The organism is Arenimonas alkanexedens (assembly GCF_054781355.1).
Window position 1 is genome coordinate 156,758 of the sequence record NZ_BAAGUO010000002.1, and the last position, 12,862, is coordinate 169,619.

A 12,862-nucleotide genomic window follows, 5' to 3' on the forward strand; every position below is an offset into this window, starting at 1 on the left:
CGGATCCGCCAGATCGCCCCAAAACCGTGACCCGGTCGTCAGGAATGTGACGCCCCACGTCACATTTCACGGCCACCGGCCCCGCGAGAACGACCCTTCGTCGGCTGCGGCCGGCTACCGGTGGCCGCTGGCCGCCCCGTGTTGCGTGGGTACCGCGCCGCCCCTAATGTGACGGACTGCTCACTTCCCGAGTCGGGCAGCCCTGAAGCAGCTCCGGGCGCGGCGTTGGCACGCTTTCTGCATTGGACTTCCCTGCCCGCAAATGCGCGCCCCTGGTCGGCACCCCGGCCCGGACAGCAAATCCAAACCAAACCCGTCGCCTTACGGCGCAAACCAAGGAAATAGAATCATGAAGAACGTCCGTGCCATCCGAGGCCTTGCTCTCACCAGCCTGGCGTCCCTCGGTCTGATCGCCGTGACCCCGGCCTTTGCTGAGTCCGATTTCGCCACCGGCAACGGTGCGCTGACCACCTCCGCCGACCTGCAGTTCCAGGTCATCATTCCGCGCTTCATCAGCTTCCGCGTCGGCACCGCCGGCGCCACCGTTGATTCGGTCGACTTCACCGTGGCCGCCGCCAACGTCGGCACCGGCACCGCCGTGGCTCGCACCAATGCGGCCGGCGCCCCGATCAGCGTGTCCCTGCTGAGCAACGTCGGCGACGTCAACCTGAGCGCCGCTGGCTCGGGCACTGGTCTGGTCCTGGGCGGGGTGACCATTCCCTGGGCGCAGATTTCCGGCACCAGCTCGAACGCCGCTCAGTTCCCGGTCCCGGGCATCGGCGCCGCTGCCACCAGCCTGACCGCCGCCAACGGCGTGATTGCCCGTTCCGCCGACTGGACCTTCCAGTATGCCAACGCCAACACCTACGCCGCCGGTACCTACGTTGGCACCGTCACCTACACCGCCGCGACCCCGTAAAGAGAACACCTGGCAACACGAGTTCACCGGGACCGGCCCTTTGGGGTCGGTCCCGGCATTTCGGAGCCCCGGCATGACCCGCACCGCCCCCATCCAATGGTTCACCGTCATCCTCGCGCTGCTGCTTCCCCAGCTGGCAAATGCTTTTGACGTGAACATCAACTCACGCAATCCGCGCGCGGTGTACCTGCGCGTGGGCGATGGCCTGATGGCCAACGGCCCGTATAGCGCCAGCAATTTTGCGACGCCCGGCGTCGGCGGCAACGTACCCATCATTCGAGCCACCGTCCCCACCCAGGTGGGTCAAGGCCTCGTCACGGGCCCGGTGCTCATGACCACGCCCAATAATCCGCGCACGATCAGTGACTGGGACAATTTCCAGTTCTGCAATTCCGGTCAGGTCTACGTCGGTGGCTTCTACCGCAGCACGACCACGAACGGCACCACCGGCCAGGCTGCGCGCCTCACCTATACCGCCCCGGCCACGCTCAATGGGCCCGGTGGCGTCACCATCCCCATTTCCCAGATCAGCTGGACCACCAGCGGCAATGGCGACATCGGGGCGCAGCCCATCTCGGCCGGCACCTTCGCGCCGGGTCAAGGGCCGCTCACCACCTTCACCCGCAACCGCTGGCGCGAGACCTGCATGACCTTCAGCTACGCCAACCAGGCGCTCTATGCCGGCGGCACCTATACCGCCACCGTCACCTTTACGCTGGCGCAGCCATGAGCGCGCTTCGTCCCTGGCTGGCCACCCTCGTCCTCAGCCTGTCATTGGCTGCGCCTACGACCATGGCCCAGGTCTTCCCGGTTGACGACAGTCGCAGCCAGGTACTGGGAAGCACCATGCAGCTGCGTTGGGACCAAGCCGCGCCGCGCGACGGTCGGGCAGGAACGCTTTCGGGAACGATCACGGTGCTCGTGCAGTTGGATGTCCGCGAGTGGCGCGGCAAGCGCGCCCGGATCTATCAGACCCTGCCCTCCCGGGTCGGGGCCAACGTCATAGCAAGCTGGACAACGCAGGGCGGCATGCTCCCTGGCCAGCTGCGCAACGGCGATCGCACGCTGGTCTATGCCGGCCCGATTGACGTGGACTTCCTACAGGACACCTTCCGCCTGAACATCCAGGCCGACGGCGACAGCCTGGACCGATCGGACACGCTGCGTTTCGCCTTTGAAATCGAATTGGAGTCGATCTGATGGTCCGCGCCCTGCTTTCCCTGTCGGTCCTGGTGATGGCCGCGACCTCTTCACTCGCGTCCGCACAAGGCTTCGACGCCCAGGTTCTGCCGCCGCGCTTCGAGGATGCCGTCAAACCCGGCGCGGTCTATCGCAACGTGATCGAGATCCAGAGCGGTTCTCTCAATCCCGCGCGCTTCCGAATCCGCACCGCCGACTGGATCCTGGCCGCCAGCGGCGACGCCGAGTTCGAGTACGCCCTGAGCCCCGACAGTTGCCGCCCTTGGGTCGGTCTGGAGGCGAACGAGATCGTGGTGGATCCCAACGGCCGCAAGCGCCTGCGCTTTGAGGTCGCAGTGCCCGAGGGCATGCCGTCCGGCCAGTGCCGCTTTGCGATCATGATCGAGGGCCAGCCGCAAAAGACCGCCAACGGCATGGACGTAGCTGGACGCATCGGCATCATCGTCTACCTCACCATTGGCGATGGCGCCGCGCGCATGAGCGTCATCGACACGCGCGTGATCACCGTCGAGGGCAAGGACGTTCCCGCCGTCACCGTCGTCAACGACGGCAACGCCCACGGTCGACTGGAAGGCTTTCTTACGGCGACCGATGCCGTTGGAAAGCGATGGACACTGACGCCCGCAAACTCGCCGATTCTGCCGGGCGCCCGCCGCGATATTCCTTTGATTCCAGTGACGGACGGGGCGAGCGCGGACACCAAGCTAACCTTCCCGCTGCAGCTGCGCGGCCAGTTGGATTGGGGCAGTCAGCGCATCCCGGTAGAGGTAACGGCCGACCGATGAGCACGCCGCCCAAGAATCGCCTGGTCTTGGCGATCGTACTGGTGTTGGCCACGTGCCCCGCCGTCACCTTCGCCCAAGACGATGCCGACGAGACCTCGGACTACCAAGACCGGATCATCGATCCCGGCAAGCTCGAGCCGCTGCCTGCGGACGACGAAGAGGTATTCGATGCTACCGGGCTGCCCCGCAGCTGGCGGCTTGAGCTGGTCACCAGCCAGATCGAGCGCGGCGACACGCGCTACTCCGAGTCAGGCGCAAGTTTTGGTGGCTTTTGGGAAACCGAACGCTGGGGCAACTTCTCGCTCGACGCGACGCTGTATCGAAGCAATCAAGGCCGCACCGGCGACGCTCGCTGGGTAGGCTCGGCGACGCTCTGGCAGCGGGAGTTGGCCTTCGACGGCGGCTGGCGCGTCGACAACGGACTAGGCGTACTCAACACCCCGCTGACGCCGCTGCAGCGCGATCAGTATCGCTTCTTCCTTCCCAGCGTACCGTTCTCGGGCCTCACCTCGCTGTGGGAAAACCGCGAGCGTGGCCTGAGCCTGATCGGCTCGATCGGACAGGCAGGCGTCTTCGCAGGCTCTCGCATCGTCGCCTTCGACCAGGCTGACGGCAACGTCGGCACGATCGGCGCGCAATGGCGATGGGCGCCCGGCTGGACCGGCGCCGCGTCGGCGCTAGTGACCGATGGCCGCATCATCCCTGATGAACTGGGCGGCGGGCAGTTTCAGGACGGCCGCACCGAAGCCATCCTGTTCTCCACTGCCTGGGCCGGCCGCCGCGATAGCGCAAACCTGCACGTGCAGTCCAGCCGCGGTTTTCTCGGCGACGCGTTCGGCGCGTGGGCCGACCTGGCATCCAACCGCGGCCGCTACGCATACAACTACGGCGTTTTCAGGCTCGATCCCGGCTTGGCCTGGGGGGCGCTGCCGATCAACAACGATGCTCAAGGTTTCTACTTCCGTACCAACTACCGGCATCCGCGCTGGACGTGGTCGGCGGGCGTGGACCAGATTTACTCGGTTAGCGGCGACAGCTTCGACGGCACCTTCGCCAGCGCCTACCTGCGCTACCAGGCGCGCGCGAATCTGGGCATCGGCGGCAGCGTGAACGTTCGCGACGCTGACGCCTACACCGACTTCTCCAGCCGCTGGTTTGTCGACCGCCGCTCCAACTGGGGACAGACGCGGCTGCAGCTAGACCAGGCCAGCACGTCCGACCGCGAAGACTGGCAGGTTTCGCTGGACCAGGAACTGCCGGTACGTGCCGGCTCCCGGCTGTCTTTGTCCACGGCCTACGCGACCACCGAAGACGATCGGATCGGCACGTCCCGCAGCTACAGCCTCGCGGCGCTCGGCGGCATCGAGCTCACCGATCGCCTGAGCCTGGACGGCAACGTTCGCTGGGTGCGCGGATCGGGGCCTGACTCGTTCAGGGGCACCGACATCAACCTCAGCCTGAACTGGCGCGTCGGCATGCATTGGTGGCTTTCGGCAACGGCGTACCACAACCGCGGCGAACAGCGCTCCCCATTCCAACTCGACCCCCTCGCACCACAGGACCAGTTCCTCCGTATCCCGCGCGAGCGCTCACTGTTCCTGAGCCTGCGCTACGAACGCCAGTCCGGCACCCCCGCCTTCGTGATGGGCGGCACGCCTGGGGCCGCAGCAGGCTCGGTGCGCGGCAGCATCTTCCTGGACGAGAACGACGATGGCGAGCGTGCCGCCTCCGAACTTCCGGCAGCCAACGTCACCGTCCTGCTGGATGGCAGGTTCTCCGTCCGCACCGACAGCCAGGGTAACTTCGAGTTCCCACGGGTAGCGGTCGGCAGCCACACCATCACCGTGGTGCCGGACAACCTGCCGCTGCCGTGGTTCCTCGACGAAGGCAACAACGCGCGCACCATCGACGTCGAAGTGCGCGAAGCCGCACGCGTCGACATCGGCGCAAGGCGCCAGCGATGAACCACGATAAGTCCTCGCTGATTCTCAAGCTGGTAGGCCTGGCGCTGGCGGCGGCAATCGCGGTCGGCCTGCAGGCGCGCGAGCGCGCCAACGGGGGTGCCGACCTCTACGGTTACACCTTGGCAGGCAGTGAGGTGGGGACCGACTGCACTTATGACTACGTGGACCTGGGCGAGGGCGCCGCGGTGCTGTCACTGCAGGCTGGCCACCCGGGCGCTGCCAGCGACGATCTTGCGGCCGTGCTGCATTTGGCCGCGCCCTTCGAGTTCTACCAATTGCCCAACAGCGCGCTGGTGGTGTCAGCCAACGGCTACCTGGCCGCTGCCGATTCGCTGGCGCGCGAAGACGGCGCGGATTTCAGCAACGACTGCAGCCTGCCCGCCCGCGCTGACAATGCCGCGGCCGTACAGAACCGTATTTATGTCTACCACGACGACCTCCGCGCCCAGGCCGGCGGCAGCATCCGCCACGCCTACTTTCCGACCTGCCCGCGCGCCAGCGCCGTCGATGTCGCCGAAGACTGCACGGTGATCGAGTGGAATCGCTTCGAGCGCGCCGCGCCGTTGCGCAGCAGCCAGCCGCTGCGCGCACAGGCCGTGCTCTACCATCAAAGCCATGCCATCGCGCTGCAGTTCGCGTCGGTGGACGACAGCCGCGGAGCCCAGGCCACCATCGGCCTGCAGGGCCTGGACGGGCGCACGGCACGCCAGGCCGGCTGCGACAAGCTCGACCAGATCAAGTCCCGGCAGGCAATGTGCTTCTTCGATCCGCGCCAGCGCCGCACCGGCGCCTCGCTCACCGGCGCATCTTTCCCCTAGCGCGGCGTCATCGCCGCACGCAGCAAGGCGGCCAGCAGCGGCTGAAGGCGGGCCGCGAGGGCCTCGTCGTAGCGCACCGCGTCCTCGTCCATGTAGGTCGACTGCGCCAGCTCCATCTGCACGGCGTCCACGCCCTGGGCCGGCTGGCCGTAGTGGCGCGTGATGTAACCACCCTTGAAGCGACCGTTGGCGACCCAGGAAAAGTCCGACTGGGCGGCCAACACCGCCTCCAGCCTGGCCTGCATCGCCGGCGCGCAGCTACCGCCAGCCGCGGTTCCCAGATTGAGGTCAGGCAGCCTGCCCTCGAACAAAAACGGTACGGTGCCGCGGATCGAATGGCCTTCCCACAGCAGCACGCGTTCGTGTTGCGTGCGCAGGCGGGCCAGCTCCTCGGCCAGCGCCTGGTGGTAGGGACGCCAGTAGGTGTCCACGCGTTCAAGCACCTCGTCGGCGTCCGGTGCCTGGCCGGGAAGATACACGGGCTCGCCATCGAAACGCAGCGCGGGGCACAGCCCGGTGGTGTTCTGGCCCGGGTAGAGCGAAACGTCGTCAGGCGAACGATTCAGGTCCACCACATAGCGTGAATGCGCCGGCACCAGAACCGATGCACCCAACTCGCGTGCGAAGGCATAGAGGCGGCTGACGAACCAATCGGTGTCGGGCACCGCGCGCGCCGCGGGCAACATGCGCGCCGCCATGGCATCGGGGATGACCGTGCCGTCGTGCGGGAGACTCACCAGCAGCGGTGCCTGCCCGCGATGCAGTTCGAAAATACTCATGAACCGCGCCCCTGGAAGCGTGAGGGTGCATAGGGCGCCGGATCGATCGCCGGTGCCCGGCCGACCATCAGGTCCGCCATCAGGCGCCCGGTGCCGGCCGCCATACCCATGCCCATCATGCCGTGGCCGGTGGCCAGCCAAAGATTGCTGTGCTTGGGCGATCGGCCGAGCAGCGGCAGGTCGTCCACGCTCATGGGACGCCAACCGCACCAGGTCTCGCGCCGCTCGCCGCCGGGCGGCGACTGCAGGTATTCGCTCGCGCCGCGCTCGAGCGCGGCCAGCCGGGTGGCATTTAGCCGGTCGTCATAGCCGCTGAATTCCATGGTGCTGCCCAGCCGGAAGCCGTCGTCCCAGGCGGTGACGCAGACGCTGCGCTCCTTGAGCACCAGCGGCCGTCGCGGCACCAGGGCCGGGCGGTCGTAGGTGATCGAGTAGCCCTTGCCCGGCTGCACCGGAATATCCAGCCCCAGCATCTGGCCAAAGCGCGGCGACCAGGCCCCCATCGCCAGCAGCACCTTGCCGCCGCTTCGGCGACCTTCGCTGGTCTGCACCGCGTCAATGCCATTGCGTCCGCGCTCCAGACCGCCCACCAGCACCCCTTCCTCGATCACTCCACCGGCCTCACGAACGACGCGCGCCAGTTCGGCGGTGTAGCGATCGGGACGCAGCTGCGCGTCACCAGGAAAATGGATGGCGCCGGCAAGCCCGGGACGCAGCGCCGGCTCATCGGCAGCGAGCGCGGCGCCGTCGAGCACCTGGGCGCGGATACCCAGTTCGGCCAGCAGCGGCAGGTCGCGCTGCTGTTTCTCCAACGCGCGCCGGCTGCGGAAAACATAGTGGAACCCCGAGGCCTCGAAGCCGCAGTCCAGTCCCTGGCCATAGACCAGGCCTTCGGTCAGCGCGCGCGAGAGGTTGAGCAGTGCCCCCTTGGCCAGGCCGCCCTGGCGCCAGTCGCCGGGATTGCAGCGACCGGCCACGCGCAGCAGCCAGCGCATCAGGGCCGGATCCCAGCGCGGTTTGACGTAGAGCGGTGCCGACGGGCTGAGCATCCAGCGCAGCGCCTGGCCGACCATGCCCGGCCCGGCCAGCGGCGGCGAATGGCTGGGCGTGAGTGTGCCGCAGTTGCCCCAGGACGCCGCGCCGCCGACCCGCCCCTGCTCCAGGATGCGCACCGAGCGGCCTTCGGCCAGCAGGTAGTGCGCGCAGGCCAGGCCAATCACGCCACCGCCCAGGATCAGGACATCCGCATCGCCGCTTTCGTTCATGCCGACATTCTATCTGCCTGCCCGCGAACGGCGGTCAACGCCGCATCGGCGGCAGCCGCAGGTAGGTGGCGGCGCGCCAGAGCCATTCCATCGGTCCCATCCGGAAGCGCGACAGCCAGGCCTGGCTCAGCAGCACCTGCAGCAGGAAGAACACCGCCACGAACGGCAGCTGCCATGCCCGCGGCAACTGTTCGAAATACCCCAGGCCCCAGCCGGAAAAAATCCAGGTGCAAACCAGCGACTGCAGCAGGTAATTGGTCAGCGCCATGCGGCCGGCGGGCGCCAGCCACATCAGCCGGGGTGCGACCGCCGCGGACTGCAGCCCTCGCTGGATCCAGGCCAGGTAGCCCAGCGCCATCAGCGAGCCGCCGACGGTGGACAGCCCCATGGCCGCCATCGCCGGAAGGTCGGAGCGGCTGAAGTCCGTGGCGGAACTGATCGCGCATGAGACCAGCACCATCGCCAGCCCGCCCGGCAACGCTATCCAACGCAGTCGGCCGTAGAGCGCGGCGAACTCATCCGGGCGCGCGATCGCGCCGCTGCGCACGAACCAGGCGCCCAGCAGGAACAGGCCCAGGATCTGCCAGCCCCAGAACATCAGCAGCCCCAGCATCTGCTTCAAGTCCTCGCCGCGCTGCGCCACGGCCTCAGACCAGGTGCCCGCGCCGTAAGCCTGGCGCTGTGCCTCCATCACGAGCGCCATGTCGGCGCCCTGCTGGGCCATCGCCTGCTCCATTTCTGCCGCGCCGCCGGGCACGCTCAGGGCCAGCGACACCAGTCCGCCGATCATCAGGAAAAACAGCGACGGCGCCAGCAGGAAGGCAATACCCCACTTGGGAAGGCGCCCGACCGGCGTACGGCGGAACAAGAACAGTAGCGGCAGCGCCAGCAGCGCATACGACACCAATACGTCACCGCTCCACAGCAGCAGCGCATGCGCCAGCCCGATCACCAGCAGCACCAGCACGCGGCGCAGATAGGTGGGCAGGAAGGAATGCCCCGCCGCCTCGGCCCGCATCATCATCACCGCGAAGCCCATGCCGAACAGCATCGAGAACAGCGGATAGAACTTGCCCTGCACGAACACGTAGACCAGCGTGTCGGCCCAGCGATCGGCGCCCTGCAGCGCCGGATCAATGCCGGTCATGGCGCCCAGCAAGGGTCCGACCATGCCCTCGATATTCATCAGCAAAATGCCAAGCAGCGCGAAGCCGCGCAGCACGTCCATGGCGTCTATGCGCTCGTGCGCGGGGACCGGGGCAAGCACAGTCGGAACGGACATGGGCAGCTCTAGTGGCGAGGGGGGTGTCGCGATCATCCGGCCCGACTGCCGCGACCGCAAGCCACCCAAAACGAACGAGGCCCGCCGAAGCGGGCCCCGCAGGCGCTACCGACGCGCTGGCTTCAGTGCTGCACGCCGCCGTCGCCGTGGACGTGGCCATGGTCGATCTCAACCTGCTCCGCCTCGCGCACATCGACGATTTCGACTTGGAATACCAAGGTCTTGCCGGCCATGGGATGGTTGAGGTCAACGTCCACGACGGTGGCGCCAACCTTGACCACGGTGACCGCACGCGGGCCACTGTTGGTGCCCAGCAGGACCTGCTGGCCCGGCTGCAGGCGGGTTTCACGGAAATGCTTCTTCGGGACGCGCTGCACGAAGCCATCGCGGCGCTCGCCGTAGGCCTGGTCGGAGGTGACGGTGGTTTCGAACTGGTCGCCGGCGGCGTGGTCGATCATCGCGGCCTCGAGGCCGGGGATGATATTGCCAGCGCCGATCAGCACGGCCAGCGGCTCACGATCCGTGGAGGTTTCGGCCGGCGGCTGGCCGACTTCGGACACGGTGTAATGGAAACGGACGACGCGGTTCTTCTCGATCTTCATTTTGATTCCGGGTTGGGCCGGTGACGCGACCGGCGGGATGGGGCACACTCGGCCCGTGACAGCGAGCGCGCATTATCCCGGCCACCCCCGCCCGACGCCAGTTCCCCGCGTCCGGCTGGCAATCTCCCTGCTGCTGGCGCTGATGCTGGCCGCCTGCTCGTCCGCCCCTTCGCGTACCTCGGGACCGGCAAAACCCGGCCCTTCCATCCGCGTGGTGGACGTTGCCCCGGCTGACCCGATGCGCGCTAATAACGTGCTGATGCGCGCGCTTGGCCTGGTCGGCACGCCCTACCGCTGGGGCGGCAACACGCCGGCCGGCGGTTTCGACTGCAGCGGACTGGTCGGCTTCGTGTTTCGCGACGCCGCCCAACTCAACCTGCCCCGGACCACCCGCGAGATCGCCAAAGTCAGCGCTGGCAAGCCCGCGCGCGACCGCCTGGCGCCCGGCGACCTGGTTCTGTTTGGCCAACCCACTTTCCACGTCGGCATCTACGTCGGCGAGGGCCGCTTCGTGCATGCGCCCAGCACCGGCGGCACGGTACGCCTCGATCGCCTCGACGGCCCCTACTGGGGCCGCCACTACGACGGCGCTCGGCGGATCCTCGACTAGGGCGCGGGCTCCGGCCGAAGCCAAAGCCAGACGCCGACGATCGTCATGATCCCGGCGCCTATCGCCGCCATCCACCACTTGGGTGCCGTCAGGAAGAAGATCGGGGTGCAGACAAGCATGCTGCCGATCGCCCACTGCTTGGCGCGGCGGCTGACCGAGCCGGTGGCCTGCCAGTCACGGATCATCGGGCCGTAGAGCCGGTGCCCCAGCATCCAGGCGTGCAGCCGGTCTGAGCCGCGGGCCGCGGCGTAGGCCGCCAGCAGTACGAAAGGGGTGGTCGGCAGACCAGGCAGGAATACGCCAATGATGCCCAGGCCCAGCATGAGATAGGCCAGCAGCAACCACAGCCAGCGCCGGGCGCGGTGGCCGAGACTCATTCCCCGCGCAGTCCCGCCACGGCCTGTTCGATGTCCTTGCTCAGGGCCATGACCTTGAGCGCGTACTCGGCCAGGCGCTGGTCGTCCGGATCGGTGGGTTGCCAGGCCGGCACGCTGGCCGGCTTGCCCTCGACGCCGTCCAGGGCCACGAACACGATCACGCAGTGCGTGCACAGGCGGTCGCCGCCGTCCCGCATCGGATCCCGGGCGCGTACGTCCACGGCGAAATGCATGCTGCTGGTGCCGGTGTAAACCAGCTTCGCCGTCACCGTGACCAGGTCCGAGGTGCGGATGGGCGTGACAAAGCGAATGCCGCCGACCGCGACCGTGACGCTGTAGAGACCGCTCCAACCCACCGCGGCGGCATAGCCCACCTGGTCGATCCACTTCATCACCACGCCGCCGTGCACTTTGCCGCCGTAGTTGACGTCGGTCGGCTCGGCCAGGAATCGAAAAGTCAGCTCGCGCTGTTCGCCGCTCATGCAGGGTCTCCATGGTCACCGAATCCGGCGCTGCGCTGATTCTATCCCCCCGGGATTCGCTGCCCAAACACCCCCTCATTGCTCAAGCATCCCCTGTGGGAGGGACTTCAGTCCCGATGCTTTCGCCGACAAGCCTCGGGACTGAAGTCCCTTCCACAGGATGAACAGGGCGTTCACCGGCGCTGGCCTGATCCGGCGGTTTCGCGTAGCATCCGCTGAGTTTGCTGCACGGCTGACCGTTTTCCCCCGGTATGCCCGCCACCCAGGTCCCGAGTCCGCTCACCCTGCGTCTGGCCCCACTCCGCACGCCTTTCGCTGCGCAAACCCGTCAGGACCGCCTTGGTCCCTGCCGTAAAACCAGATTCACCAGCTCGCAGCGCGGTTTCAGGGAACGCTCCGGGTTACATCAATCGGAGCACCATCATGTCTTTTGAAACCCTTGGGCTTGCGCCCGAGCTTAACCGTGCGCTCGCCGAACTCGGCTACGCCAACCCGACCCCGATCCAGGCCGAAGCGATCCCGCTGGTCATGGCCGGCCACGACCTGATGGGCGGCGCCCAGACCGGTACCGGCAAGACCGCGGCGTTCTCGCTGCCCCTGCTGCACCGCCTGGCCCAGGCCGGCCCGGTGTCTGGCCCGCGCAAGCCGCGCGCGCTGGTGCTGACCCCGACCCGCGAACTGGCCGTGCAGGTGCACGACAGCCTGCGCGCCTACGGCAAGCACCTTCGCCTCAACAGCACCACCGTCTACGGTGGCGCTGGCATGCAGCCGCAGATCGACGCGCTGCGTCGCGGCGTCGACATCCTGGTCGCCACCCCGGGCCGCCTGCTCGACCATCTCGAGCGCCGCAGCGTGGACCTCTCGCACGTCGAAATCCTGGTGCTGGACGAAGCCGACCGCATGCTCGACATGGGCTTCCTGCCCGCGATCAAGCGCGTGATGGCAAAGATCCCGTCGCGCCGCCAGACCCTGCTCTTCTCCGCGACCTTCGAGGACGCGATCAAGAAGCTGGCGATGGAGTTCCTGCGCGATCCGAAGGAAGTGCAGGTTTCGGTCCGCAACGCGGTCGCCACCAACGTCACCCATATCGTGCACCCGGTGGACGCGAGCCGTAAGCGCGACCTGCTGCTCGAGATCCTGTCCAAGCGCTACCAGGACCAGGTGCTCGTGTTCGGTCGCACCAAGCACGGCTGCAACCGCCTGTCGGAGCAGCTGGACAAGGCCGGCATCAACTCGGTGGCCATCCACGGCAACAAGAGCCAGGCCCAGCGCCTCAAGGCCCTGAAGGACTTCAAGTCCGGCAAGGCCCGCGTGCTGGTCGCCACCGACGTCGCCGCCCGCGGCCTCGACATCCCGCTGCTGCCGATGGTCATCAACTTCGACCTGCCGATGGTCGCGGAAGACTACGTGCACCGCATCGGCCGCACCGGCCGCGCCGGCGCCTCGGGTGAAGCGATCTCGCTGGTCTCGCACGACGAAGGCGGCCTGCTGCGCGCCATCCAGCGCGTGCTCAAGGCCGACATCGAAATGGTGGAAGTCGAAGGCTACTCGCCGCAACGTCCGATCCGCATGGGCAACGATGCGCCCTCGGGCCGTCCGGCCGGCGGCCAGCGTCCGCCGCAGCGCCACGCGCGCCGCCCGCACGTGAACAACGGCGAGCGCCACGCGCACGCCGGGCCGAAGAGCCCGCGCGACGGCGCCCGCGGCCGGGGTGGCGAGTCCCGCTCCGCGCGCTGATCACCGTTCCGCATCACACAGAAAAAGGGCCGCCTCGTGCGG

14 protein-coding genes are annotated in these 12,862 nt (G+C 67.7%); 8 read left to right on the top strand and 6 right to left on the bottom strand.

From position 1 onward, the window contains the following. Window positions 1–349 precede the first annotated feature (349 nt). From ACYVGY_RS05270 to ACYVGY_RS05295, 6 genes are all read left to right on the top strand, one after another. The gene (locus ACYVGY_RS05270; protein ID WP_460456419.1) at window positions 350–919 is read left to right on the top strand and encodes a hypothetical protein; all 570 of its coding nucleotides are present in this window, start codon (window positions 350–352) and stop codon (window positions 917–919) included. Window positions 920–992: 73 nt separating this feature from the next. Beyond that, complete coding sequence (locus ACYVGY_RS05275; RefSeq protein WP_460456420.1) at window positions 993–1,649, top strand: hypothetical protein; 657 nt, start codon at window positions 993–995, stop codon at window positions 1,647–1,649. Further along, a complete protein-coding gene (locus tag ACYVGY_RS05280; RefSeq protein WP_460456421.1) occupies window positions 1,646–2,119 on the top strand; it encodes a hypothetical protein in 474 nt (157 codons plus the stop codon). Before ACYVGY_RS05275 ends, ACYVGY_RS05280 begins: the two co-directional genes overlap by 4 nt. After that, window positions 2,119–2,904: a hypothetical protein gene (locus ACYVGY_RS05285; protein ID WP_460456422.1), complete on the top strand. Its 786-nt coding sequence runs from the start codon at window positions 2,119–2,121 to the stop codon at window positions 2,902–2,904. Before ACYVGY_RS05280 ends, ACYVGY_RS05285 begins: the two co-directional genes overlap by 1 nt. Beyond that, window positions 2,901–4,868, top strand: a complete 1,968-nt coding sequence (locus ACYVGY_RS05290; protein WP_460456423.1) for a carboxypeptidase-like regulatory domain-containing protein — start codon at window positions 2,901–2,903, stop codon at window positions 4,866–4,868. Before ACYVGY_RS05285 ends, ACYVGY_RS05290 begins: the two co-directional genes overlap by 4 nt. Next, window positions 4,865–5,686: a hypothetical protein gene (locus ACYVGY_RS05295; RefSeq protein ID WP_460456424.1), complete on the top strand. Its 822-nt coding sequence runs from the start codon at window positions 4,865–4,867 to the stop codon at window positions 5,684–5,686. Before ACYVGY_RS05290 ends, ACYVGY_RS05295 begins: the two co-directional genes overlap by 4 nt. Here ACYVGY_RS05295 and hutG read toward each other — a convergent pair. From hutG to ACYVGY_RS05315, 4 genes are all read right to left on the bottom strand, one after another. Then, a complete protein-coding gene (gene hutG, locus ACYVGY_RS05300) occupies window positions 5,683–6,465 on the bottom strand; it encodes an N-formylglutamate deformylase (RefSeq protein ID WP_460456425.1) in 783 nt (260 codons plus the stop codon). The two genes, ACYVGY_RS05295 and hutG, sit on opposite strands and share 4 nt — an antisense overlap. Next, window positions 6,462–7,730 carry an NAD(P)/FAD-dependent oxidoreductase gene (locus tag ACYVGY_RS05305; RefSeq protein WP_460456426.1) on the bottom strand — a complete coding sequence of 423 codons (1,269 nt, stop codon included), beginning with the start codon at window positions 7,728–7,730 and terminating at the stop codon, window positions 6,462–6,464. The genes hutG and ACYVGY_RS05305 overlap by 4 nt, the downstream gene beginning before the upstream one ends. 34 nt (window positions 7,731–7,764) lie before the next feature. Continuing rightward, a complete protein-coding gene (locus ACYVGY_RS05310; RefSeq protein WP_460456427.1) occupies window positions 7,765–9,012 on the bottom strand; it encodes a DUF418 domain-containing protein in 1,248 nt (415 codons plus the stop codon). A 122-nt stretch (window positions 9,013–9,134) separates the two neighbouring features. After that, window positions 9,135–9,614: an FKBP-type peptidyl-prolyl cis-trans isomerase gene (locus ACYVGY_RS05315; RefSeq protein ID WP_460456428.1), complete on the bottom strand. Its 480-nt coding sequence runs from the start codon at window positions 9,612–9,614 to the stop codon at window positions 9,135–9,137. A gap of 37 nt (window positions 9,615–9,651) precedes the next feature. On the opposite strand from ACYVGY_RS05315, the gene ACYVGY_RS05320 reads away from it, so the two are divergent. After that, complete coding sequence (locus ACYVGY_RS05320) at window positions 9,652–10,224, top strand: C40 family peptidase (protein WP_460456429.1); 573 nt, start codon at window positions 9,652–9,654, stop codon at window positions 10,222–10,224. Here the strand turns inward: ACYVGY_RS05320 and ACYVGY_RS05325 are convergent. Together ACYVGY_RS05325 and ACYVGY_RS05330 are read right to left on the bottom strand one after the other, a co-directional pair. Then, window positions 10,221–10,601: a YbaN family protein gene (locus ACYVGY_RS05325; RefSeq protein WP_460456430.1), complete on the bottom strand. Its 381-nt coding sequence runs from the start codon at window positions 10,599–10,601 to the stop codon at window positions 10,221–10,223. The genes ACYVGY_RS05320 and ACYVGY_RS05325 overlap by 4 nt on opposite strands. Further along, window positions 10,598–11,083 carry an acyl-CoA thioesterase gene (locus ACYVGY_RS05330; RefSeq protein ID WP_460456431.1) on the bottom strand — a complete coding sequence of 162 codons (486 nt, stop codon included), beginning with the start codon at window positions 11,081–11,083 and terminating at the stop codon, window positions 10,598–10,600. Before ACYVGY_RS05330 ends, ACYVGY_RS05325 begins: the two co-directional genes overlap by 4 nt. A 423-nt stretch (window positions 11,084–11,506) precedes the next feature. Between ACYVGY_RS05330 and ACYVGY_RS05335 the strand changes: the two genes are divergently transcribed. Then, window positions 11,507–12,820, top strand: a complete 1,314-nt coding sequence (locus ACYVGY_RS05335) for a DEAD/DEAH box helicase (RefSeq protein WP_460456432.1) — start codon at window positions 11,507–11,509, stop codon at window positions 12,818–12,820. The last annotated feature ends 42 nt before the right edge of the window (window positions 12,821–12,862 follow it).

Bases quoted from the DNA above. Each gene is read 5' to 3' on its own strand.
- ACYVGY_RS05270 (WP_460456419.1), top strand. From the start codon at position 350: ATGAAGAACGTCCGTGCCATCCGAGGCCTTGCTCTCACCAGCCTGGCG.
- ACYVGY_RS05275 (WP_460456420.1), top strand. From the start codon at position 993: ATGACCCGCACCGCCCCCATCCAATGGTTCACCGTCATCCTCGCGCTG.
- ACYVGY_RS05280 (WP_460456421.1), top strand. From the start codon at position 1,646: ATGAGCGCGCTTCGTCCCTGGCTGGCCACCCTCGTCCTCAGCCTGTCA.
- ACYVGY_RS05285 (WP_460456422.1), top strand. From the start codon at position 2,119: ATGGTCCGCGCCCTGCTTTCCCTGTCGGTCCTGGTGATGGCCGCGACC.
- ACYVGY_RS05290 (WP_460456423.1), top strand. From the start codon at position 2,901: ATGAGCACGCCGCCCAAGAATCGCCTGGTCTTGGCGATCGTACTGGTG.
- ACYVGY_RS05295 (WP_460456424.1), top strand. From the start codon at position 4,865: ATGAACCACGATAAGTCCTCGCTGATTCTCAAGCTGGTAGGCCTGGCG.
- hutG (WP_460456425.1), bottom strand. From the start codon at position 6,465: ATGAGTATTTTCGAACTGCATCGCGGGCAGGCACCGCTGCTGGTGAGT.
- ACYVGY_RS05305 (WP_460456426.1), bottom strand. From the start codon at position 7,730: ATGAACGAAAGCGGCGATGCGGATGTCCTGATCCTGGGCGGTGGCGTG.
- ACYVGY_RS05310 (WP_460456427.1), bottom strand. From the start codon at position 9,012: ATGTCCGTTCCGACTGTGCTTGCCCCGGTCCCCGCGCACGAGCGCATA.
- ACYVGY_RS05315 (WP_460456428.1), bottom strand. From the start codon at position 9,614: ATGAAGATCGAGAAGAACCGCGTCGTCCGTTTCCATTACACCGTGTCC.
- ACYVGY_RS05320 (WP_460456429.1), top strand. From the start codon at position 9,652: ATGGGGCACACTCGGCCCGTGACAGCGAGCGCGCATTATCCCGGCCAC.
- ACYVGY_RS05325 (WP_460456430.1), bottom strand. From the start codon at position 10,601: ATGAGTCTCGGCCACCGCGCCCGGCGCTGGCTGTGGTTGCTGCTGGCC.
- ACYVGY_RS05330 (WP_460456431.1), bottom strand. From the start codon at position 11,083: ATGAGCGGCGAACAGCGCGAGCTGACTTTTCGATTCCTGGCCGAGCCG.
- ACYVGY_RS05335 (WP_460456432.1), top strand. From the start codon at position 11,507: ATGTCTTTTGAAACCCTTGGGCTTGCGCCCGAGCTTAACCGTGCGCTC.